Source organism: Burkholderia territorii (genome assembly GCF_902833055.1).
Lineage (GTDB): Bacteria > Pseudomonadota > Gammaproteobacteria > Burkholderiales > Burkholderiaceae > Burkholderia > Burkholderia territorii.
In genome coordinates this window covers 1-21,151 of record NZ_CADFEJ010000008.1, presented here as the reverse complement: position 1 = coordinate 21,151, position 21,151 = coordinate 1, and the positions used below count along the sequence as shown (strand labels likewise).

The window sequence follows — 21,151 nt, the reverse complement described above, 5'->3', positions numbered from 1 at the left end:
AATCTTGCGAATGCGTTAATGGCCGCGCGGCGACAGGTACGCGAGCCAGCGCGCCTCGAGCTTGCGGAACGCCCAGATGAGCGCGAATACGACGATGGCGTACAGCACGGCTGCAATGCCGTAGGCCTGGAACGACATGTACGTGGCGGAATTGACGTCGCGCGTGACCTTCAGGATGTCGGGCACGGTCGCGGTGAACGCGAGCGTCGTCGCGTGCAGCATCAGGATCACCTCGTTGCTGTAGCTCGGCAGCGAGCGGCGCAGCGCGGACGGCAGGATGATGCGCGTATAGAGCTTGAAGCGCGACATCCCGTAGGCCATCCCTGCCTCGATCTCGCCGGCCGACGTCGCCTTGATCGCGCCCGCGAAGATCTCGGTCGCGTACGCGCATTCGTTCAGCACGAACGCGAGCAGCGTGCAGTTCATCGCGTTGCGGAAGAACGTGTCGAGCAGCACGTGATCGTGCACGACCTGCAGGCTGTAGATGCCGGTGTAGCACATCAGCAGCTGCACGTAGAGCGGCGTGCCGCGGAACACGTACGTATAGAGCCACACCGGGCCGGAAATCCAGCGGTTCGACGATGCACGCGCGATCGCGAGCGGCACGGCCAGCGCGAAACCGAGCGCGATCGACACGACCAGCAGCCACAGCGTGATCGCGAGGCCGCTGAAGCGGTAGCCGTCGGTGTAGAGATAGCTTTGCCAGTACTGGCTGACGAGTTCGATCACAGTGCAAGCCTCCGGACGCCGGCGGAATAACGCTTCTCGAGGTGGTGCAGCACGACGTTCGACACCGTCGTGATCGCGAGGTAGATCGCACCGGCCGCGAGCGTGAAGAAGAAGAAATCGAGCGTGCTCTTGCCGGCGTCCTGCGACGCCTTCACGACATCGGCCAGGCCGATGATCGACACGAGCGCGGTGGCCTTCACGAGCACCTGCCAGTTGTTGCCGATGCCCGGCAGCGCGAAGCGCATCATCTGCGGGAACAGGATCCGGTGGAACACGCGCCAGCCGCTCATCCCGTATGCGAAGCCCGCTTCGAGCTGGCCGCGCGGCACCGCGAGGAACGCGCCGCGGAACGTTTCGGTGAAGTACGCGCCGTAGATGAAGCCGAGCGTCACGACGCCGGCCACGAACGGGTCGATGTCGATCTGATCCCAGCCGAGCAGGTCGGTCGCATTGTTCAGCAGGATCTGGATCCCGTAGAACAGCAACAGCATCAGCACGAGATCGGGCACCGCGCGGATCAGCGTCGTGTAGAACGTGCCGACCGACTTGAGCACGCGGTTCGCCGACAGTTTCGCGCCCGCGCCCGCGAGGCCCAGTATCAGCGACGCGGCGAGCGACAGCACCGCGAGCTTCACGGTCTCGACCGTGCCGGCCCACAACAGCGGGCCAAATCCTTGGAAGATCATGTGAGCGTATCCAGAAAGACGGGCGGCGCAGCGCGGTGCGAGCCGCGTGCGCCGCGAAGGCGTCAGCCGCCGTAGACGTCGAATGCGAAGTACTTCTTCTCGAGCTTCTTGTACGTGCCGTCCTTGATCATGTCGGCGATCGCGTGGTCGATTTTTGCCTTCAGGTCGGCATCGTCCTTGCGCAGGCCGATACCGGCGCCGTTGCCGAGCGTCTTCGGATCGTCGATGTCCTTGCCGGCGAACTCGAAGTTCGCGCCGCGCGGCGTCTTCAGGAAGCCGAGATCGGCCTGCACCGCATCCTGCAGCGCGGCGTCGAGGCGGCCGGACATCAGGTCCTGGTACACGCCGTCCTGGTTCTGGTAAGGCACGACCTGCACGCCCTTCGGCGCCCAGTACGTCTTCGCGTAGGTTTCCTGGATCGTGCCCTGCTCGACGCCGACCGACTTGCCCTTCAGCGATTCGGCCGTCGGCTGCAGGTTCGCGCCTTTCTTCGCGACCAGGCGCGTCGGCGTGTTGAACAGCTTGTCGGAGAACGCGATCTGCTCGGCGCGCGCCGGCGTCATCGACATCGACGACAGCACGCCGTCGAACTTCTTCGCCTTCAGCGCGGGGATCATCCCGTCGAAGTCGTTCTCGATCCACACGCATTTGGCCTTCAGCCGTGCGCAGATCTCGTTGCCGAGATCGACGTCGAAGCCGACGACCTTGCCGCTTGCATCCTTCGATTCGAACGGCGGATAGCTGGCGTCGACGCCGAACCGGATCGTCGACCAATCCTTGGCGTGGGCGCCGACCGCGAGGCAGGCAAGGGCAATACTGAGCGCGAGTTTCTTCATGGCGTTCCTGTCGTGGGCAAACTGGGCACGGGCCGTCGGCGTCGCCGCCGCGAACCCTTGCAACCCGGGCGTCGCCCGTCCGGCGACCTCCGAAGTTGTACATACAACTTTGCCTTTTTCAGGTCGCCACCAGCAATCCGTGTTTATCTCTAATTGTCTGCTGATTATTTTGATGAGCGAATTTTCCTTATATTTCAATTCACTACAGATTACATGCAGATAAAATCCGGCTTTCTGTGCGGATTCGGCGCGTCGTCGTCCTGCGTGCATTTGTCTATACTTCCCGGGCCGTCGCGCTCGACGGCGAGACGGCGGTGGCCCGTACGCGCTCTGCCCGCTGCCGATCGGCGGGCCGGACACAGGCCGGAATAACCCGAATCCCGGGCCCGCAGTCGGGCCCGCGCCGCGTCGAACCCGGTACACTCCGCCCGGACACCGCACGAAGGCCGGCCCGCGACGGCACGCGGCCGCCGTCTCTTGAACAGCAATGCAATGACCACACCGATCTATCAGGAAATCAAGGATTTCATCCTCGCGCGCATTCATGCGGGCGAGTGGGCGGAAGGCGACCAGGTGCCGTCGGAGAACGAGCTCGCGCGCGAATTCAATGTCGCGCGGATGACGGTCAACCGCGCGCTGCGCGAGCTGACGGCCGAACAGGTGCTCACGCGCACGCGCGGCTCGGGCACGTATGTCGCGTCGCCGAAATACGAATCGACGCTGGTCGCGATCCGCAGCATCTCGGATGAAGTCGCCGCGCGCGGCCATGCATATCGCGCGCAGGTGCTGGAGGTCGGCGCGGCCGTCGCCGATGCGAAGCTCGCCGACGAGCTGCAGCTCGACACCGGCAGCCCGATCTTCCATTCGCGCGTGCTGCATTTCGAGAACGACACGCCCGTGCAGCTCGAGGAGCGCTGGGTCAACCCGGCCTGCGCGCCCGAATATGCGTTGCAGGACTTCACGACGACGACGCCGAACCAGTACCTGACGCGCGTCGCGCCGCTGCAGCGGGTCGAGTACCGGATCGAGGCCGCGATGCCCGATGCGGCGACGCGCCGCCATCTGACGATGGACGAACGCGAGCCGTGCCTGCTGCTGCACCGACGCACGTGGTCGCAAGGGATGGTCGCGTCGGTGGCCAATCTGTGGCATCCGGGCAGCCGCTACCGGTTCACCGGGCACTTCTGACGCGGGACAGGCGCATTCACCGCACGCCGTTGCGTCCCCAGCGTTCGATCGCGCCGACCGCCAGCCGCACGCCGTCCTCCCGCGCGAGCCGCGCACCGAGCTCGGCGGCACGCGCTTGCGTGTCGGCGCGTGCCGCGAACGCGATCGCGCGTGCGAGCGCCGCGGCGTCCACACGCCGCCCCGCCACCGGCGCGTCGGCCACGCCGAGACGTTGCAGCCGGCTCGCCCAGAAAAACTGATCTCCGGCGAACGGCACGACGACCGACGGAATGCCCGCCCGCGCGGCCGAATGCGTGGTCCCCGATCCGCCGTGGTGGACCGCCATCGAAACATGCGGGAACAAGCGGTCGTGCGGCGTCTCGCCGATCACGCACACGTGCGCCGGCAGCATCGACGCATCGATGCCGCTCCACCCCGGATGAAACAGCGCGCGCCGGCCGTCGAGCGCGTGCACCAGCGCGGCGACCATCGCGGCCCGGTCGAACCCCGCCATGCTGCCGAAGCCGATATACACGGGCGGATCGCCCGCGTCGAGAAAACGCGACAGCGCGAGCGGCGGCGTCCACGCCGGCGCGTCGACGCGCCACTGGCCGCATGCCATCACATGCGGCGGCCAGTCGGCCGGGTCGGCCAGCAGCGCGGGCGACACGCCGTACAGCATCGGATGATCGGTCCATACGCGCCGGCGCGGCGGCAGTCCGCACACGCTGGCGCGCGCGGCATTGGTCGCCCTTTTGAACGCATGCCACAGCAGAGCGTTCACGAGCCGGTGGCTCGCGCGATTCAGCCAGCGCGGCACGTTGCCGGGCGGCAGAAACGGCGACGCGAATGCTGCGGTCGGCGTGATCGGGATCATTCCCGTGCCGATCGCCGGCACGCCGCGATACTCGGCGATCGACAGCCCGACGAACGACGCCAGCCCCGACACCAGGATCGCATCGCAACCGGCCGATGCGTCCGCGACTTCGCGCATCCATGCCGCCGTGTTCGCATTCGCGATCGCCGCGAGCGCCTTCGACGTGTCGTTGAAGCCACCTCGCCCGCGCACCGCGTCGGACAATGCGCCCTGCGGCGCGATCGCCGCGCGGATGTCGCCGGACAGCGGTGCGCTGGACACGCCGAGCGCGACAGCCGAACCGAGCGTCGCGGGGTCGGCCAGCAACGTGACCTCATGACCGGCATCCAGCAGCGCGCGGCCGAGCGCCGCAAGCGGGCGCGTGTCGCCTTCGGTTCCGTAGGTGGCGATGACGAGCTTCATACGTGGCTCCTTGTGCACGATGCAGGCGAGTGGATTCATAAAAATGCACGTCGTATACTAATGCAATTCGTGCACTTTCAGCAGATACCGAACCATGCCGACGACGAACGACGATCCGGGCCGCCGCGCACGCAAGCGCATCCAGATGCTCGCGCATCTCGCAGACACCGGCGCACGGCTGTTCGATGCGCACGGCTACGATGCCGTGACGATGGAGCAGATCGCCGCGCAGGCCGATGTCGCGAAACGCACGCTGTACAACCACTTTCCGACGAAGGAGGCCGTGCTCGCGCACTGGCTCGAACGCGAACTCGCGCGCGATCTCGCGCACCTGCAACGCGACATCGCGCGACGGAAGACCTTCGCGTCGCGGATCGCCTGCGTGCTCGACGCGTCGGCCGCGTGGTGCGAACAACATCCGGCGTACCTGCTCGCCTACCTGCGGCATCGTTTCCTGAGCATCGGCGTGGCGCAAGCGGAAACCGGCAACGGCGGCGACATCGCGCCCGTTTGGCAGCAACTGATCGCGGCCGGGCAGCAGGCAGGCGAACTGAACCCGGCGCTGGCGGCCGACCAGCTCGCCACATGGTTCCATCATCTGTATCTCGCGGCGATGCTGCGCTGGCTGACCGTGCCGGGGTTGTCGCTGAAACGGGAATTCCGGTCGGTCGCGACGCTGTTCGTCGAAGGTGCGCGCGCAAAAGCGTGAGCGGCCGTCGCGGCCATTCCATGCCTGGCGCCGGCAACGGCCGCCGATCCGATCGCCTCGTGGATCGTCGCGTCGGCGCGGACAGCGTCGGCTGCTGCACTTCGCCCGGGTCGCGCGCCGCCGCGCAGTCGCGCTTGAATCGTTCGTAGTAGTCCTGCCGATGTGCCATCGGCGCTTTCGCCACATCGCCTTTCGCGCGGCGCTGCTGCATCAACCCGCCGTTGTCGATGCCGCTTTCGCGCGAAATCGCGTTGAACGTGATGTTTGGGCAGCCTGTCGCACTGGAGCATCGCGGGCGACGACCATCGAAGGTATCGCGCGACGAGGAGGGATTTTTACAACGATTGCACGGACGGGATGCCAAATTCCGCGCGCAGCAGTATGCTGGTGCCGTACGACCGCGCACGATGCCTCGGGCAATCCCTTAGTCCGCACGTCGTCGCGCCGCCGTCGCGACCGCAATCATGCGTTGCAAGGAGGGCTTCTTGATGGCTACCACGCATCAGCACTTCCACCTCGAACTACGGCACGCCACCGCGCCGACGTATTTCATCAGCTACCTGTTTCCCGCCTTGCTGTTCGTCTACGAACTGCTGCGCGTCGGCCAATGGATCCGCGATCACGGGATGCAATTCGGCGCGTTCAAGCAGATGGGCTACGAGTATCTGCTGATGCTGCTGTTCGTCGGCCTGCAGATCGTCGTCGAGGCGATCTTCCTGCTCGGTGCCGCGATGCGTCGCGACAATCGCGACTTCGAACACCGGCTGCCGAACGTGGTGCTCGGCATCGGCTGCTCGATCGCGATTCTCGCGATCGACCTCGCAATCCAGCTGTCGTTCTGAGCGCCGGCGGGTTCGGCCCGCCGGTCGCCTCGCACGCAGGCGCCCTTCGCGTTCAGGCGGGCGCGCCGCGCAGGAACGTCGTCACGGCCGCGAGTACGTCGTCCGTCCGCTCGCGATGCGGCATGTGTCCGCATCCAGCGAGCAGCAGGAACGACGACGGCCCCGCGACGCGCGCGGCGATCCGTTTCGGATGCACGTCCGATCCGTATTCGTCCTGCTCGCCGTGAATCGCGAGCGTCGCGCAACGCACGCGCGGCAGCTCGTCGTCGAGGCTCCAGTCGCGAAACGCCGGCGACAGCCAGGTGTCGACCCACGCGCGCAGCACCCATTCGGCCTTGTCGCCGTGATAGCGCGCGAGCCGATCGAGCTGGCCGGGCGCGGCGAACTGCTGCGCTGCGTCGCGAATGCCGTCGCGTGTGCGATCCTCGACGAACGCCTGCGCGGAGACCGTCACCAGTGCGCGGCAACGAGTGGGATACGCGGCCGCGCATCCGACCGCCATGCCGCCGCCGACGCTGTGTCCGAACGCCACGAACGCGTCGATGCCGAATCGCTCGAGCAGCGCACGGAACCCATGATCGGCCTCGTCGCGCACGAACGTCGTCGCGAGTTGCCCGGGATGACGATCGGACCGACCGAAGCCCAGCCGGTCGTAGGCGATCACGTCGCGCCGGGTGGCACGGGCGAGTTGCGCGGGGAAGTCGCGCCATAGTTCGACGCAGCCGAGCGAATCGTGCAGCAGCACGATTGGCGCGGCCTGCATAGGCGCGGCCTGCATAGGCGCGGCCGGTATAGGCGCGGCCTGCATAGGCACGGCCGGCTCTGCCGCCGCCGATGGCTGCCCCGGCACGCCGTGCCAGCGCTTCGCGAAAAGACGCCCTTGCGGCGTCTCCACCCAGGTCTCCTCGGTCACGATTTCAGTCATGTGTGTGTCGTCTGCATGAGGGGCAGCCGCACGCGAGCGGGCCGCATCGAATGCCGACGATGGTGGCCCGGCGACGCGTGCCGCGTCAAGCGAGCCCTGCCGTGCGCACGCTCATTCGGGTTGCGGCGGCAGATATTCCATCTGCGACTCGTCGTACAGCCGGTAGATCAACGCCTGCATCGCGCGGATGTCCTCCGACTCGTCGAGCATCCGCATGCTCATGATGATCGGCGACACGAGGTTCGGATCGTCGAGCGGCTTGTAGCTGATATCGTCGCGCTTCAGGCCGTAGACGCTGTGCGGCACGACCGACACGCCCTCGCCCATCGCGACGAGCCCGAGCGCGATCTGCAGTTCGCGCGTCTCGTAGATCTTGCGCGGCTGCAACGCGCGATCGTGGAAGGCGGCGAGCACCTGGTCCGCATAGCTCGGCCGCGGTGCCTTCGGAAAGATGATCAGCGTGTCGTTCACGAGATCGTGCAGCGACAGCACGGGCTTCGCGCCGTCGAGCACGTGACCGACCGGCAGCGCGACGATCATCCGCTCCTCGCGCAGCACGACGCGCCGCACGCTCGGATCCTCGTGACGGATGCGCCCGAACCCGACGTCGATGCGCCCTTCCTTCAGCGCCTTGATCTGGTCCATCGTCGACATCTCGTGCAGGCTCAATTCGACGGCCGGATACTCGCTGCGAAAGCGCCGGATGATCTTCGGCAGCATCCCGTAAAGCGTCGAACCGACGAATCCCACCGACATGCTGCGCTCGATCTTGCCGACCCGTTTCGTCATCGATTCGAGTTCGGTGGTCTGCGCGAGCAGCTGCACCGCGTGCGAATAGAAGAACCGCCCCGCGTCGGTGAGCTTCAGCGGCCGCGCGTTGCGCTCGAACAGCGGCACGCCGAGCGCCTCCTCGAGCTGCTGGATCTGCCGGCTGAGCGGCGGCTGCGCGATGTGCAGGCGCTCGGCCGCACGCGTGAAATTCCGCTCCTCGGCAACCGCGACGAAGTAGCGGAGGTGTCTCAACTCCATGTTCGAACCCTCCCGGACCGGCAACGGACGTTCATTCACCCCGCACGGACGCGTGCCGCGCCTGACGTCCGGTGATCGCCCGATCCCGATGCCATGACGATACCTCAGCCCGCGCCGGTACCGGCACGAGCCGCGCGGTGCCGCTGTGGCGCCCGGCACCGCGCCAGGCAAAACGGGAAGCCGCAGGGCCTCCCGTTTCGTCATCGACGCCGCGCCGTGGCAGCGTCCCGGCCGTGCATCACGCCTCGGTTGCGTACAGCGCGTCGCGCTGCGCGTCGCTCAGCGAGTCGAGCGGCACGTCCGGCAGCCGATAGCAGATCATCGTGCCATACAGCTCGGCCAGGCAGTTGCTGCCGGCGTCGAGCGCGTAGCCGTCCTCGCCGTCCGGTGCCGGCGGATACACTTCGCGCCACGCGTTGATCGCGGCTTCGATTCGCACGATGGAAACGGGTCCGGCTTTCCGCTCGGCGGGTGATGCACTCATGGATTCCTGGATTCCTCTAAGGTTGCGCGCTCCGCGGGCCGTGCCGGCCGCGGCGGAACGATGGAAACGCCGGGCGCCGCCGGCCGTCGCGAGACGCGCGCGCCGGAAGCCCGATCCGCGTCGCGCGCGTCGCGCCGGCCGGGCGTTGGCCCGGCAGGGTCGGGCAATATAACCGGCTTTGACCCCGTACAGGCGAAAGCGGACAAAAAAAACGGGAAGCGCGCGGCTTCCCGTTTCGTTGCGCCATCGTGCGGCCGCGTGCCGCGCGGGCAATCAGCCCGCGGTTTCGCGGTTCTCCACGCGCTGCATCTGTGCGCCGCGGTTCGCGGCGACCCACGGCGCGATCTCCATGTCCTCGTAGCGCACGAAGCGGCTCTTGTTCAGGAGCCGGTAGCCGAGCCATACGACGAGGAACAGCGGAATGCCGACGTAGGTCGCGGCCACGCCCGCCCAGTCGATCCGGTTCGCGAGGAACGCCTGATAGTCCTGGCCCAGCGCGATCACGAGACACAGGACGAACGCGAACAGCGGGCCGAACGGAAACCACTTCGATTGGTACGGCAGCTGGTCGAGCGCGTAGCCTTGCTTCACGTAACCCTTGCGGAACCGGTAGTGGCTGATCGCGATGCCGAGCCACGCGATGAAACCCGTCATCCCCGACGTGTTCAGCAGCCACAGGTACACCGTCTTGTCACCGTAAAGCGACGTGAAGAAGCACAGCGCGCCGACCGCCGTCGTCGCGTACAGCGCGTTGCGCGGCACGCCGCCCGGCGACAGCTTCGCGAACAGCTTCGGCGCACGGCCTTCCGTCGCGAGGTTGTACAGCATGCGCGTCGACGCGTACATGCCCGAGTTGCCGGCCGACAGCACGGCCGTCAGGATCACCGCGTTCATCACGCCGGCCGCGAACGCGAGGCCCGCGTGGCGGAACACGAGCGTAAACGGGCTCACGCCGATGTCGGTCACGTCGCTCTTCAGCAGATTCGGATCGGTATAGGGAATCAGCACGCCGATCACGAAGATCGCCAGCACGTAGAACAGCAGGATGCGCCAGAACACCTGACGCACCGCGCGCGGGATCGTCGTGCGCGGATTCTCCGATTCGCCGGCCGCGACGCCGATCAGCTCGGTGCCCTGGAACGAGAAGCCCGCGATCATCGCGACGCCCATCAACGCGGGCAGGCCCCCCGCGAACGGCGCGTCGCCGATCGTCAGGTTGCCCCAGCCGTTGGCCGGCGCCCCTTTCAGAATGCCGAAGATCATCATCAGGCCGACGCCGATGAACGCGAGCACGGTAACGACCTTGATCAGCGCGAACCAGTATTCGGCTTCCCCGAAGCCGCGCACGGTCAGCGCATTGAGCAGAAACATCACGCCGAGGAACGCGGCGCTCCACCAGACGCCCGGCACGTCCGGGAACCAGTAGTGCATCACGAGCTGCGCGGCGACGAGCTCGACCGCGATCGTCACGGCCCAGTTGTACCAGTAGTTCCAGCCAAGCGCGAAGCCGAAGCCTTCGTCGACGTATTTCGCGCCGTAGGTCGCGAACGAGCCCGAGACCGGCATGAACGCGGCCATTTCGCCGAGGCTCGTCATCAGGAAGTAGACCATCAGGCCGATCAGCATGTAAGCGACCATCGCGCCGCCGGGGCCGGCTTGCGAGATCGACGCGCCGGACGCGACGAACAGGCCCGTGCCGATCGAGCCGCCGATGGCGATCATCGTCAGATGGCGCGCCTTCAGCGCGCGATGAAGCTTGGGTGGGTTCGCGGACGAACCGGGTTGGTCGGAATTCGGAGTTGCGGACATAAACGAGACGAACGTTGAGCGGGCCGGCATCCGGAGCCGGCGCATGCGGGATCGGGGCGCGACGCGCCGCCTGTTGCGATGCATTCGATGCGGCCCCGATATGCGTCGTGCGCCGGGCGCCTGCGGCGAAGCGCGGATTCTACCTGATTCGCCGTGGCGACAGCTGAGCGCCGAACGACCCCGGCGCTACATGCAGGCGCAGCAGAATCAACGGGTTGGAGGCGGCCGAGCGGAGAAACGGCAGCACGGTTGGCGGGCGCGTAACACAGGTCATGTCACTCACGCGGCCATCCACGATGCGAACCGTGTGGTCGCTAATCACGCCGGCGCAATCGTCCGATCCTGTATTAAAACGACAAATCGATCGGCATGCGTGCCAATAATCAGACAAAATACCGGCCGCCCGCAATTGATTTAAATCAAATTGAACCCCGACTCACGGTAACGGTATGTAATCGTTCCGAATCACGCTCGGGACATGCATGTTTTGCATCGCGCGGCGAAAGCAGGGAATTCGCGAGATAATGCCGAATAATGCGAATTAATCAGTGCGCGGAATCGTCTGCGACGCAAATATCCGCCGCCCGTCCCCGAGAATGAAGCCACCCACGCCGCTCGCCGCGCTGCGCGATCATACCGCGTCGGCCGTGGCACGCATTCTGTCGCCCCGCGGCGTGCTCGTCGCGGGCGTCGTGCTGTTGCTGTTCAGTTGGGGGCTCTCGGCATCGCTGTTAATCGAGGCACGCCGCGACGCGTACGACCATGCGGTCGAAAATGCGCGCAACCTGATGCTGCTGATCGAGCGCGATATTTCCCGCAATATCGAACTGTACGATCTGTCGCTGCAAAACGTCGTCGACGGTCTCGCCGATCCGGAGTTGATGACACTGCCGCCGCGCCAGCGTCATCGGCTGCTGTTCGATCGCGCGGCGACCGGTGCGTATCTCGGCGCCATTTTCGTGATGGATGCGCAGGGCAATATCGTGATCGATTCCGCCGAATCGTCGCCGCGACAAGGCAATTTCGCCGACCGCGATTATTTCGCGGTGCATCGCGACCGGCTCGCGCAGGGTCTGTACATCAGCCGGCCCTATGCATCCCGGTTGCGCGGCGGCGCGTTGACGATCGCGCTCAGCCGGCGGATCACGCTGGCCGACGGCCGCTTCGGCGGGATCGTCGTCGGCACGCTCAGCATCGACTACTTCCGCGCACTGCTCGACGGTCTCGCGGTCGGCAAGCACGGCAGCGCGGCGATCGTCGAGGACAACGGCACGCTCGTGTCGCGCCTGCCGTACGATGCGCGCGTGGTCGGCCTCGACCTTCACGACGCCCCGCTCTTCATCGAGGCGCAGCGCCGCAGCGAAGGCGCGCTCACCGGCGTCGGCGCGATCGACGGCGTGCGCCGCATCTATGTTTACAAGCATCTCGCGAACCTGCCGCTCGTCGTCGACGTCGCGCCCGCCGAAATCGACGTCTATGCATCGTGGCGCCATCGCACGATCTGGGCTGCCGTGCTGATGTGCCTGTTTACGGCATTCATCGGCTGGGGCGCGCTCGCGCTGTCGCGCGAACTCAAGCGCCGGCAGATCGCTGAGTCGAAGTTGTACCGGCTCGCGCACACCGATTCGCTGACCGGCCTCGACAACCGCGGCACGTTCGACACGGTGCTCGCGAAGGAAGCGCAGCGCGCGTCGCGCAGCGGCCGCCCGCTGTCGGTGCTGTTCGTCGACGTCGATCATTTCAAGGCGTTCAACGACTACTACGGCCACCTCGCCGGCGACGACGTGCTGCGCCGCGTCGCGCAATCCGCGTCGGGCTGCCTGCGCCGCGACAGCGATCACGTCGCCCGCTACGGCGGCGAGGAATTCGTCGTCACGCTGCCCGACACCGATGCGCGTGGAGCGGCGATCGTCGCCGAAGGCATCCGCCGTGCGATTGCCGAGCTCGACATCGCGCACGGGCGCAGCCCGTACGGGCACGTGACGGCGAGCATCGGCGCCGCGACCGCCGCCGGCGGGCGCGTCAACGCCGCGACGCTGCTGCGGCAGGCCGACGAGGCGCTGTACCGCGCGAAGTCCGGCGGACGCAATCGCGTGTCGAACGCCGAGGCGAACACGGCCGACGCATGACACGGCGGCCGGTGCGGCGGCACGCGCGCCGCGCGGCCGTGGACAGCCCGCGCGTGTTCGGCTAGCGTTACGTCAGCCGCGCGTGCGGCGCGGCGCCGGCCCGCGCGGGCCGCCCGCGCGTATCCTGGCCATCCCGCCGGCCATTGCGCCGGCCACCCCGCTCCGTCATGAACGCCCAGCTTCCTGCCCGACTGCCGCCGCTCCTGCGCCACGCACTGCGCCCCCTGCTCGACCCTTACCGCCGCTACCAGCATGCGAAGCTGATCCATGCGGCGCGCGTCGCGCTCGCGATCCTCGTGTCGATCGCGTTGTCCACCGGGCTGCGCGTGCCGCACGGCGAATGGTCGACGATCACCGTGCTGATCGTCGTCGGCGGGCTGCAGCATCACGGCAATATCCGCAAGAAGGCGGCCGAGCGCGCGCTCGGCACGTCGATCGGCGCACTCGCGGGGCTCGGGCTGATCCTGCTCTACTCCGTCCTGCACGCGCCGCTCGCGATCTACCTGCTGATGGCGATCGCGTGCGGGGTCTGCGCGTATCACGCGATCGGCAAGGCCGGCTACATCGCGCTGCTGTCGGCGATTACGATGGTGATCGTGGCCGGGCATGGCGACAACGAGATCGTCGACGGCCTGTGGCGCGCGGTGAACGTGCTGACCGGCATCGCGATCGCGCTGGCGTTCTCGTTCGCGCTGCCGCTCTACGCGACCTACTCGTGGCGCTACAAGCTGGCTGACGCGCTGCGCGCGTGCGCGGCCGTGCATGCGCGGCTCGCGGGCGACCGGCAGGTGAGCGACGACGCGCACCTGAAGGAGATGGCCGCGCTGAGCGCGCTGCTGGTGCAACTGCGTTCGCTGATGCCGTCGGTATCGAAGGAGTGCGACATCTCGATCACGCACCTCGAGGCGATCCAGCGCAGCCTGCGCCTGTGCATCGGCTACCTGGAGATCCTGTCGAGCGCGGTGCCGGCCCGCGACGACCTGGCTGCCCGCGAATACATGCGCGACGAAATGAAGCCCATGAACCGACGCATCCGCGACACGCTCGTCGGCGCGAGCCGCGCGCTGAAGTTCGGCACGCCGAGCCGGCTCGCGGCCCGCCGCCGTTTGGCCGAACCGCCGCACGACATGCCGCCGCCGCAGTTGTCGGGCTACGTATCGATCACGGCCAAGCTGGTCGGCGAAGTGGACCAGTTGCGCGAGAAACTGCTCGATACCGCGCAGGCGTGGAATATCTGAAGGGTGCGCGGATGCCGGCAGGCGTCGGCAAACCTTTCAAATTCCCTTCATCGAGGCCGGCGGGTACCTGACGAAGGCCAGGTGCCGGCCGGCCGATCCGGCCCCGTAAACCAGGCCCGCGCGGCGGCGCAATTCCGCCGGTTTCAACAGCCGCCCGGCTCGGCTCCCCGGTGGATTCTCCGGCCGGTTAATCGCCCGCCAGGCCCGCCGCGACGGGCCCGGCGACGTCTTGGCGCGAAAATCAGGTCTTGCCCCAACTTCCCGGACAGCCGATACTCGCATATTCCGCGAAATACGATCCCACCGGCTTCAATCCACGGTAATTCCTATGAGCACGATTCTCGAAAGCCTCCCGACCGGCCAGAAGGTCGGTATCGCCTTCTCCGGCGGCCTGGACACCAGCGCCGCGCTGCACTGGATGAAACTGAAGGGCGCCGTCCCGTACGCATATACGGCGAACCTCGGCCAGCCCGACGAAGACGATTACGACGCGATCCCGAAGCGCGCGATCGAATACGGCGCAGCCGGCGCCCGCCTGATCGACTGCCGTGCGCAGCTCGTCGCCGAAGGCATCGCCGCGCTGCAAAGCGGCGCGTTCCACATCACGACGGCCGGCGTCACGTACTTCAACACGACGCCGATCGGCCGCGCCGTCACCGGCACGATGCTCGTCGCCGCGATGAAGGAAGACGGCGTCAACATCTGGGGCGACGGCAGCACGTACAAGGGCAACGACATCGAGCGCTTCTACCGCTACGGCCTGCTCGTGAACCCGGATCTGAAGATCTACAAGCCGTGGCTCGACCAGACGTTCATCGACGAACTCGGCGGCCGCGCCGAAATGTCCGAATTCATGAACCAGGCCGGCTTCGCATACAAGATGTCGGCCGAGAAGGCGTATTCGACCGATTCGAACCTGCTCGGCGCGACGCACGAGGCGAAGGATCTCGAAAGCCTCGAAAGCGGCATCAAGATCGTGAACCCGATCATGGGCGTCGCGTTCTGGCGCGACGACGTGAAGATCGCCGCGGAAGAAGTCACGGTGCGCTTCGAAGCAGGCCAGCCGGTCGCGCTGAACGGCGTCGAGTTCAAGGACCAGGTCGAGCTGCTGCTCGAGGCGAACCGCATCGGCGGCCGCCACGGTCTCGGCATGAGCGACCAGATCGAGAACCGCATCATCGAGGCGAAGAGCCGCGGCATCTATGAAGCCCCGGGCCTCGCACTGCTGTACATCGCGTACGAGCGCCTCGTCACCGGCATCCACAACGAAGACACGATCGAGCAGTACCGCGAGAACGGCCGCCGTCTGGGCCGCCTGCTGTACCAGGGCCGCTGGTTCGACCCGCAGGCGATCATGCTGCGCGAAACGGCGCAACGCTGGGTCGCGCGCGCGATCACCGGCGAAGTGAAGATCGAACTGCGCCGCGGCAACGATTACTCGATCCTGAGCACGAAGTCGCCGAACCTCACGTATCAGCCGGAACGTCTGTCGATGGAGAAGGTGGCGTCGACGTTCTCGCCGCGCGACCGGATCGGCCAGCTGACGATGCGCAACCTCGACATCACCGATACGCGCGACAAGCTGCGCGTGTACACGCAAGTCGGCCTGCTGACGCCGGGTGAATCGTCGGCGCTGCCGCAGATCAAGGGCGACGGCGGCAAGTAAGCCGCGTCGTTCGACGCCGGGCGCGTAGCCGATACGCGCTCCGGCCGGGCAAGCCGCGCAGGCGTCGTTGCATGCGCGGCTTGCCGTTTCCCCTCCGCTTCCCCCTTCCTGCATTTCCCGCCATCGCATCACGCCCGCGTCGCCCGCGAACGACGCTGCATACGCTGCTGCGTTCATGGCAAGCTGCCAGTCGTTCGAATTCCGGCGCGGCTCATGCCCCCTCACCGTCATTCGCGTGAACGGCGCGCCGCCCCCGCCAAGGTTGCCGATCGATCTTGATCATCGCGATCCCGGCGGCCACGCCGGCGCCCGGTACGAGCGTTCGTGAATTTTCCGATCGGGAACCGGGCGGATGACGGGCGGCAGGCGGAGCGGGCATCGGTGGCCGAAACGCTGATATTCTGTCTGGCGAATCGACCTCGGAATGATCGGAATATCCGCGCTGCCGCATCATCCCCCCGCCGCTGCGCCAACCTTGCCGGAGCCGCCATGTTCGACCTGACCACGCTGACCACCTTCACCGCCGTCGTACTCGGTCTGTTCCTGATTCCCGGCCCCGCCGTGCTGCTCGTGCTGAGCCGCACCGTGCAGGGCGGCCGCAAGACCGGCATCCTGACCGGCCTCGGCGTCGCGAGCGGCGACTTCGTGCATACGCTGTTCGCGGCGGTCGGGCTGTCGGCGCTGCTGATGACGTCGGCGCTCGCGTTCAACATCGTGAAACTGGCCGGCGCCGCGTACCTGATCTACCTCGGCGTGCGCGCGCTGCTCGACCGGCCGTCCGATCCGTCGCTGCCGAAGGTGGCGCCCGTCACGCCGCTGAAGGCGTACCTCCAGGCGATTCCCGCCGAAGTGCTGAACCCGAAGACCGCGCTGTTCTTCCTCGCGTTCATGCCGCAGTTCGTGCATCCCGAACGCGGCTCGACGTTCGTGCAGTTCGCGGTGCTCGGACTGATCTTCGTCGTGCTCAGCTCGCTGTACACGACGCTGATCGCGTGCTCGATCCGCCCGCTCGGCCGCCTCGTGAAGCGGCTCGCGTGGCTCACGCGCTGGCAGGGCAAGATCATCGGCTCGATCTTCATCGCACTCGGGCTGCGCGTCGCGGTGCAGCAGCGCTGACGCGCGCGATTCGCATGACGTCCGACGCCGCGACCACCGGCGAAATCCTCTACACCGACCCGCGCCTCGTCGCGGTCTACGACCGGTTCAACGCGGGCGATCACGACTTCGCGTTCTACGCATCGCGCATCGGCACCACGCGGCAACGGATTCTCGATCTCGGCTGCGGCACCGGCACATTCGCGCGCCGGCTCGCGGCGGCCGGGCACGACGTCGTCGCGATCGATCCCGCGCCCGCGATGATCGACCATGCGCGACGCCAGCCGGGTGCCGCCGCGGTCGGCTGGTTCGCGTGCGATCTCGGCGGCCTGCCGCGCGGCGCACCGTTCGACATCGTCGTGATGACGGGGCACGCGTTCCAGTGCCTGCTGACCGACGCGGACATCGACGCGACGCTGCGCGGCGCGCGACGCGTACTGGCCAACGGCGGCCGCTTCCTGTTCGACACCCGCAACCCGCGACTCGCGCCGTGGCGCGGCTGGACACCGCAGGCATCCACGGCCCGCATCGATTCGCCGGAGTTCGGCATCGTGGAGCTGCACCATGCGGTCACGGCGATCGACGGCGCGATCGTGTCGTTCGACACGATCTACCACTTTCATCGCGACGATACGCGGGTGAAGAACACGAGCCGGCTGCGCTTCGTCGCGCAGCCGGAACTGCAGGCGCGCGTGGCGGCTGCCGGCTTCTCGTCGGCGCAATGGTGCGGCGACTGGCACGGTGCGGCGTTCGATGAATCGGCCAGCGCGGAGATCATCGCGATCTGCCACGCTTGAATGGTCGATCGGCGCGCGCCTGACGACGTCGCGCGCAGCGTGTCCCGCACGCTGTCCCAATCGAGCCCGAATCGCGCCAGGTGCTTGCGCAACCACCCCATAAGCAACCAACCATTCGTTCTAAAGGCGGCAGCACACCGCTCCTATAATCGCTCGACCACGACAACAACGAACGGAGCACCCATGACCGATCAGGCCTCTTCGAACTGGCGCCTCGAAACCATCGCCGTGCACGGCGGCTATCGCCCCGACCCGACCACGCGCGCGGTCGCGGTGCCGATCTACCAGACGGTTGCGTACGCATTCGACGACACGCAGCACGGCGCCGACCTGTTCGACCTGAAGGTCCAGGGCAACATCTACACGCGGATCATGAACCCGACGACCGACGTGCTCGAGCAGCGCATCGCCGCGCTCGAGGGCGGCATCGGCGCGCTCGCGCTGGCGTCGGGCCAGGCGGCGGTCACCTACGCGATCCAGACCATCGCCGAAGCCGGCGACAACATCGTGTCCGCCAGTTCGCTGTATGGCGGCACCTACAACCTGTTCGCGCATACGCTGCCGCAATACGGCATCACGACGCGCTTCGCCGATCCGCGCGACCCGGCATCGTTCGAACTCCTGATCGATGCGCGCACCAAGGCGATCTTCGCGGAATCGGTCGGCAACCCGCTCGGCAACGTGACCGATATCGCCGCGCTCGCGGAAGTCGCGCATCGCCACGGGATCCCGCTGATCGTCGACAACACGGTGCCGTCGCCGTATCTGCTGCGCCCGTTCGAACATGGCGCGGACATCGTCGTGCACTCGCTGACGAAGTATCTCGGCGGGCACGGCACAAGCCTCGGCGGCGCGATCGTCGATTCGGGCAAGTTCCCGTGGGCGCAGCACGCGGATCGCTTCAAGCGGCTCAACGAACCCGACGTCAGCTATCACGGCGTCGTCTACACCGAAGCGTTCGGGCCGGCCGCCTATATCGGCCGCGCGCGGGTCGTGCCGCTGCGCAACATGGGCGCGGCGATCTCGCCGTTCAACGCGTTCCAGATCCTGCAGGGCATCGAGACGCTCGCGCTGCGCGTCGAGCGCATCAGCGACAACGCGCTCAAGATCGCGCAGCATCTCGCGCGCCATGAACACGTCGAATGGGTGAACTACGCGGGGCTGCCCGATCACCCGGATCACCCGCTCGTCGCGCGCTACCTGTCGGGCCGCGCGCCCGGCATCCTGACGTTCGGCGTGAAGGGCGGCCGCGACGGCGGCGCAAAGTTCCAGGATGCGCTGAAACTCTTCACGCGGCTCGTCAACATCGGCGACACGAAATCGCTCGCGACGCATCCGGCGTCGACGACTCACCGTCAATTGTCGCCGGCCGAACTCGCGAAGGCCGGCGTGAAGGAGGAGACGGTGCGGCTGTCGATCGGCATCGAGCACATCGACGACCTGCTCGCCGATCTCGATCAGGCGCTCGCGCAGCTGTGAACCGACGCGGGCGCCAACGCGCCCGCATCAAATGTCTTGACCTTGAAGCGGCTTCAAGGTGTTCAATCCCCGGTTGATGCCGGGGCGATGCCCGGCGCAAAACCGTCGCGCGCCGCTGTACCCTCGGCGGCGTGCTCCACCGCCGAGGCCACATGACACCGACCGAAAAGCTTGCACTCCTTACGTTACCGCCGCTGCTGGCGGCCTGCTTCGGCGCCCTCGCCGCCGCATGGCGCGCGCCGGGCCCGAAGACGTCGAGCGTCATCCAGCATTTCACCGGCGGCATCGTGTTCGCGGCGGCCGCGCTCGAGTTGCTGCCGCAGGACCGTGCGCACGCGCTGTTTCCGGTCGTCGTCGGCTTCGTGCTCGGTCTTGCGCTGATGCTCGCGATCCGCGCGCTGTCCGGCGCGGTCGAAACGCGCTTCGAGGACGCGCGGCTGCCGGTCAGCCTGATCATCGTCACCGCGATCGATCTCGTCGTCGACGGCCTCGTGCTCGGCATCGCGTTCTCGGCGAGCGACGAAAGCGGCATCATCCTGACCGTCGCGCTGACGCTCGAAGTGCTGTTCCTCGCGCTGTCGGTCAGTGCGGCGCTGGCTTCGGCAGGCGTCGGCCGCTTGCTCGCGATCGTCGTGCCCGTTGCGCTGGCCGCGTTGCTGAGCCTCGCGGCCGTCGTCGGCAATGCGGTGTTCGCGGGGCTGCCCGCGAATTTGTACGCGGCACTGCTCGGGCTCGGCACGGTCGCGCTGCTCTACCTCGTCACCGAGGAACTGCTCGTCGAAGCGCACGAAGTGCCGGAGACGCCGTTTGCAACCGCCGCATTCTTCATCGGCTTCATCGCGTTCTTCCTGATCGAAGGTTCGGTGAAGGCCGGCTGATAAGCGAGCTTCACCACGTCGTCGCGGCCGTCGGATACGCGTCGACGATGCGCGTGCCGTTGGCGGGCGTCACGCCCTCGTTGCGTAATGCGGTCCACAAGTCGATTGCATGTTCGCGCGACTTGCGGCTGCCGTCGTCGGTCAGCACGTTCAGCGCGATCACTTCGTCGCGCGTGGTCAGTTGCAACTGCTCCTTCAGTTTGCGCGATTGATGCGAGGCCGTGCGGACTTCCCGGAGCACGATTCGCTGCTCGGCGAGCGGCGCGGGCACGCCGCCCGCATCGACGGGCACGAACGTCAGCAGTCCGTTGCCGACTTCGCATTGCCCGCGCGCAAACGTCGCGCTCCACTCGCCCGCCGGCACGATTGTGAACTCGCATCGCATCCGTTCGCTCGCGCGGCGGCCGACATCATGCTCCGATGCATGCGACAACGCACGCTCCGGCCAGCCGGCTGCCATCACGGTCGACGCCGTCAGGCAAGCGGCCAGTACGATTGCTTTCATCATGTTGCGCATCGTTCGCATCTCCCCGCAAACATGTCAACGCAGCGCGAAGCTGCTGTCGTGCGCATCGACGACCGGCGCCGATTCGCCGCGATGGACCGTCGCGCGATGAATGTCCTGATTGCGGGCGATGGTGGCCGGGCTCGGCGGGTAGTCGTGCTTCGGACTCGGAATCACACCATCGTGGCGGGCGCGCAGCAGTTCCTGGCGCACTTCCTGTCGGGTCCTGGACTGTGCGGCGGCAGACTGCGAGAAAGCGGTGATCGCCAGCGCGGCAACGGCGATAGAAATCACGGGGCGTCGAATGTTCATGGGCTTCAATCCTTGTCCGGAATGGATAACGGGTGTTCAAAGATTGATCTGCCGGCGGTGCGCGATCGTGAACCCGGGATGACGATTTCGTCATCGCTCGCGCTGCGTCGACTATCAGGCAACGGCGAGCAGCGCACGGCGGGCGGCGGTGCGCAAACGACATAGGCGTCGATCGGCTCCTGCAGTTCGGGCGGCACGCGCACACGACGCACGTCAATCTCCGGCGACGCGATCACTTCCGATCAAGGCAACGGCAACGTCCGGGCACGGGCATGACGAAAATTTCATCTCCGGGTCAGGCTCCCGATGAATCGTGCCGCTACCATCGAATGCGTGACGGGGATGCCCCGTTGCAATCCACGCAAGCGTATCGTCGTCGCACGGCGCGATCACGCGTTGGGCCCGGACACTGTGAGTGCCGGGCTTTTTTTTGGTTCATCGCAGAAAACCGTGGAGGGTTTTCAAGCGATTGCATAATCTGACACCTGATTCTAAGGATGTCGGAGGAGGCAATTGCTCGATCGAAAGGCACTTCAGGCACTGGGCTGCTGGACCGG

At 66.7% G+C, this 21,151-nt stretch carries 21 protein-coding genes; 10 read left to right on the top strand and 11 right to left on the bottom strand.

Translation table 11 applies throughout. The annotated features are described in order from the left end of the window. Positions 1–15 precede the first annotated feature (15 nt). The 3 genes from HW466_RS16345 to HW466_RS16335 form a co-directional block, all read right to left on the bottom strand. Complete coding sequence (locus HW466_RS16345; protein WP_059448815.1) at positions 16–729, bottom strand: ABC transporter permease; 714 nt, start codon at positions 727–729, stop codon at positions 16–18. Continuing rightward, positions 726–1,415 carry an ABC transporter permease gene (locus HW466_RS16340; RefSeq protein ID WP_059448816.1) on the bottom strand — a complete coding sequence of 230 codons (690 nt, stop codon included), beginning with the start codon at positions 1,413–1,415 and terminating at the stop codon, positions 726–728. Before HW466_RS16340 ends, HW466_RS16345 begins: the two co-directional genes overlap by 4 nt. 62 nt (positions 1,416–1,477) lie before the next feature. Continuing rightward, a complete protein-coding gene (locus HW466_RS16335; protein ID WP_059503741.1) occupies positions 1,478–2,251 on the bottom strand; it encodes an ABC transporter substrate-binding protein in 774 nt (257 codons plus the stop codon). A gap of 492 nt (positions 2,252–2,743) precedes the next feature. Here HW466_RS16335 and hutC point away from each other — a divergent pair, with 492 nt between their 5' ends. Next, entirely contained in the window at positions 2,744–3,439 is a 696-nt protein-coding gene (gene hutC / locus HW466_RS16330; protein WP_059448825.1) for a histidine utilization repressor, read from the top strand. A 16-nt stretch (positions 3,440–3,455) separates the two neighbouring features. Here hutC and HW466_RS16325 read toward each other — a convergent pair whose 3' ends face one another. Continuing rightward, positions 3,456–4,697: a glycosyltransferase gene (locus HW466_RS16325; RefSeq protein ID WP_174905658.1), complete on the bottom strand. Its 1,242-nt coding sequence runs from the start codon at positions 4,695–4,697 to the stop codon at positions 3,456–3,458. Positions 4,698–4,791: 94 nt separating this feature from the next. Here HW466_RS16325 and HW466_RS16320 point away from each other — a divergent pair, with 94 nt between their 5' ends. Both HW466_RS16320 and HW466_RS16315 read left to right on the top strand, forming a co-directional pair. After that, complete coding sequence (locus HW466_RS16320; protein WP_059798808.1) at positions 4,792–5,406, top strand: TetR/AcrR family transcriptional regulator; 615 nt, start codon at positions 4,792–4,794, stop codon at positions 5,404–5,406. A 488-nt stretch (positions 5,407–5,894) separates the two neighbouring features. After that, positions 5,895–6,248, top strand: coding sequence for a hypothetical protein (locus HW466_RS16315; RefSeq protein ID WP_059448820.1), 354 nt, complete (start codon positions 5,895–5,897; stop codon positions 6,246–6,248). A gap of 52 nt (positions 6,249–6,300) precedes the next feature. On the opposite strand, the gene HW466_RS16310 is transcribed toward HW466_RS16315, so the two are convergent. The 4 genes from HW466_RS16310 to HW466_RS16295 form a co-directional block, all read right to left on the bottom strand. Then, positions 6,301–7,173 carry an alpha/beta fold hydrolase gene (locus HW466_RS16310; RefSeq protein WP_151006291.1) on the bottom strand — a complete coding sequence of 291 codons (873 nt, stop codon included), beginning with the start codon at positions 7,171–7,173 and terminating at the stop codon, positions 6,301–6,303. Positions 7,174–7,284: 111 nt separating this feature from the next. Then, the gene (locus tag HW466_RS16305; RefSeq protein WP_059448822.1) at positions 7,285–8,202 is read right to left on the bottom strand and encodes a LysR family transcriptional regulator; all 918 of its coding nucleotides are present in this window, start codon (positions 8,200–8,202) and stop codon (positions 7,285–7,287) included. A 238-nt stretch (positions 8,203–8,440) separates the two neighbouring features. Beyond that, positions 8,441–8,686, bottom strand: a complete 246-nt coding sequence (locus HW466_RS16300; protein ID WP_044848083.1) for a DUF3717 domain-containing protein — start codon at positions 8,684–8,686, stop codon at positions 8,441–8,443. 273 nt (positions 8,687–8,959) lie between these two features. Beyond that, positions 8,960–10,495, bottom strand: a complete 1,536-nt coding sequence (locus HW466_RS16295) for an amino acid permease (RefSeq protein WP_059868507.1) — start codon at positions 10,493–10,495, stop codon at positions 8,960–8,962. A gap of 596 nt (positions 10,496–11,091) precedes the next feature. Between HW466_RS16295 and HW466_RS16290 the strand changes: the two genes are divergently transcribed. The 7 genes from HW466_RS16290 to HW466_RS16260 all read left to right on the top strand — a co-directional run bounded on the left by HW466_RS16290 (position 11,092) and on the right by HW466_RS16260 (position 19,777). Beyond that, positions 11,092–12,624 (top strand): GGDEF domain-containing protein, encoded by a 1,533-nt coding sequence (locus HW466_RS16290; RefSeq protein WP_174905657.1) that lies wholly within the window; start codon positions 11,092–11,094, stop codon positions 12,622–12,624. A gap of 167 nt (positions 12,625–12,791) precedes the next feature. Continuing rightward, positions 12,792–13,862: an FUSC family protein gene (locus HW466_RS16285; protein ID WP_151005473.1), complete on the top strand. Its 1,071-nt coding sequence runs from the start codon at positions 12,792–12,794 to the stop codon at positions 13,860–13,862. A gap of 328 nt (positions 13,863–14,190) precedes the next feature. Beyond that, entirely contained in the window at positions 14,191–15,528 is a 1,338-nt protein-coding gene (gene argG / locus HW466_RS16280; protein ID WP_060110569.1) for an argininosuccinate synthase, read from the top strand. 489 nt (positions 15,529–16,017) lie between these two features. Beyond that, positions 16,018–16,644 carry a LysE family translocator gene (locus tag HW466_RS16275; RefSeq protein WP_059503748.1) on the top strand — a complete coding sequence of 209 codons (627 nt, stop codon included), beginning with the start codon at positions 16,018–16,020 and terminating at the stop codon, positions 16,642–16,644. Between the two features lie 14 nt (positions 16,645–16,658). Then, positions 16,659–17,420 (top strand): class I SAM-dependent methyltransferase, encoded by a 762-nt coding sequence (locus HW466_RS16270; protein ID WP_151005471.1) that lies wholly within the window; start codon positions 16,659–16,661, stop codon positions 17,418–17,420. 183 nt (positions 17,421–17,603) lie between these two features. Then, positions 17,604–18,899, top strand: a complete 1,296-nt coding sequence (locus HW466_RS16265; protein WP_151005469.1) for an O-acetylhomoserine aminocarboxypropyltransferase/cysteine synthase family protein — start codon at positions 17,604–17,606, stop codon at positions 18,897–18,899. 152 nt (positions 18,900–19,051) lie between these two features. Continuing rightward, positions 19,052–19,777: a ZIP family metal transporter gene (locus HW466_RS16260; protein ID WP_059848040.1), complete on the top strand. Its 726-nt coding sequence runs from the start codon at positions 19,052–19,054 to the stop codon at positions 19,775–19,777. A gap of 10 nt (positions 19,778–19,787) precedes the next feature. On the opposite strand, the gene HW466_RS16255 is transcribed toward HW466_RS16260, so the two are convergent. The 3 genes from HW466_RS16255 to HW466_RS16245 are packed head-to-tail and all read right to left on the bottom strand — an operon-like array spanning position 19,788 to position 20,830. After that, complete coding sequence (locus tag HW466_RS16255; protein WP_230938195.1) at positions 19,788–20,285, bottom strand: hypothetical protein; 498 nt, start codon at positions 20,283–20,285, stop codon at positions 19,788–19,790. A 33-nt stretch (positions 20,286–20,318) separates the two neighbouring features. Beyond that, the gene (locus tag HW466_RS16250; RefSeq protein ID WP_059793341.1) at positions 20,319–20,594 is read right to left on the bottom strand and encodes a DUF4148 domain-containing protein; all 276 of its coding nucleotides are present in this window, start codon (positions 20,592–20,594) and stop codon (positions 20,319–20,321) included. A gap of 5 nt (positions 20,595–20,599) precedes the next feature. Next, positions 20,600–20,830, bottom strand: a complete 231-nt coding sequence (locus HW466_RS16245; protein ID WP_151005467.1) for a hypothetical protein — start codon at positions 20,828–20,830, stop codon at positions 20,600–20,602. Between the last annotated feature and the right edge of the window lie 321 nt (positions 20,831–21,151).

Excerpts from the sequence above, each read along its gene's own strand:
- HW466_RS16275 (WP_059503748.1), top strand. The coding sequence starts at position 16,018 with ATGTTCGACCTGACCACGCTGACCACCTTCACCGCCGTCGTACTCGGT.
- HW466_RS16295 (WP_059868507.1), bottom strand. The coding sequence starts at position 10,495 with ATGTCCGCAACTCCGAATTCCGACCAACCCGGTTCGTCCGCGAACCCA.
- HW466_RS16310 (WP_151006291.1), bottom strand. The coding sequence starts at position 7,173 with ATGACTGAAATCGTGACCGAGGAGACCTGGGTGGAGACGCCGCAAGGG.
- HW466_RS16250 (WP_059793341.1), bottom strand. The coding sequence starts at position 20,594 with ATGAACATTCGACGCCCCGTGATTTCTATCGCCGTTGCCGCGCTGGCG.
- hutC (WP_059448825.1), top strand. The coding sequence starts at position 2,744 with ATGACCACACCGATCTATCAGGAAATCAAGGATTTCATCCTCGCGCGC.
- argG (WP_060110569.1), top strand. The coding sequence starts at position 14,191 with ATGAGCACGATTCTCGAAAGCCTCCCGACCGGCCAGAAGGTCGGTATC.
- HW466_RS16325 (WP_174905658.1), bottom strand. The coding sequence starts at position 4,697 with ATGAAGCTCGTCATCGCCACCTACGGAACCGAAGGCGACACGCGCCCG.
- HW466_RS16265 (WP_151005469.1), top strand. The coding sequence starts at position 17,604 with ATGACCGATCAGGCCTCTTCGAACTGGCGCCTCGAAACCATCGCCGTG.
- HW466_RS16290 (WP_174905657.1), top strand. The coding sequence starts at position 11,092 with ATGAAGCCACCCACGCCGCTCGCCGCGCTGCGCGATCATACCGCGTCG.
- HW466_RS16285 (WP_151005473.1), top strand. The coding sequence starts at position 12,792 with ATGAACGCCCAGCTTCCTGCCCGACTGCCGCCGCTCCTGCGCCACGCA.
- HW466_RS16260 (WP_059848040.1), top strand. The coding sequence starts at position 19,052 with ATGACACCGACCGAAAAGCTTGCACTCCTTACGTTACCGCCGCTGCTG.
- HW466_RS16315 (WP_059448820.1), top strand. The coding sequence starts at position 5,895 with ATGGCTACCACGCATCAGCACTTCCACCTCGAACTACGGCACGCCACC.
- HW466_RS16300 (WP_044848083.1), bottom strand. The coding sequence starts at position 8,686 with ATGAGTGCATCACCCGCCGAGCGGAAAGCCGGACCCGTTTCCATCGTG.
- HW466_RS16340 (WP_059448816.1), bottom strand. The coding sequence starts at position 1,415 with ATGATCTTCCAAGGATTTGGCCCGCTGTTGTGGGCCGGCACGGTCGAG.
- HW466_RS16320 (WP_059798808.1), top strand. The coding sequence starts at position 4,792 with ATGCCGACGACGAACGACGATCCGGGCCGCCGCGCACGCAAGCGCATC.
- HW466_RS16305 (WP_059448822.1), bottom strand. The coding sequence starts at position 8,202 with ATGGAGTTGAGACACCTCCGCTACTTCGTCGCGGTTGCCGAGGAGCGG.
- HW466_RS16270 (WP_151005471.1), top strand. The coding sequence starts at position 16,659 with ATGACGTCCGACGCCGCGACCACCGGCGAAATCCTCTACACCGACCCG.
- HW466_RS16335 (WP_059503741.1), bottom strand. The coding sequence starts at position 2,251 with ATGAAGAAACTCGCGCTCAGTATTGCCCTTGCCTGCCTCGCGGTCGGC.
- HW466_RS16255 (WP_230938195.1), bottom strand. The coding sequence starts at position 20,285 with ATGATGAAAGCAATCGTACTGGCCGCTTGCCTGACGGCGTCGACCGTG.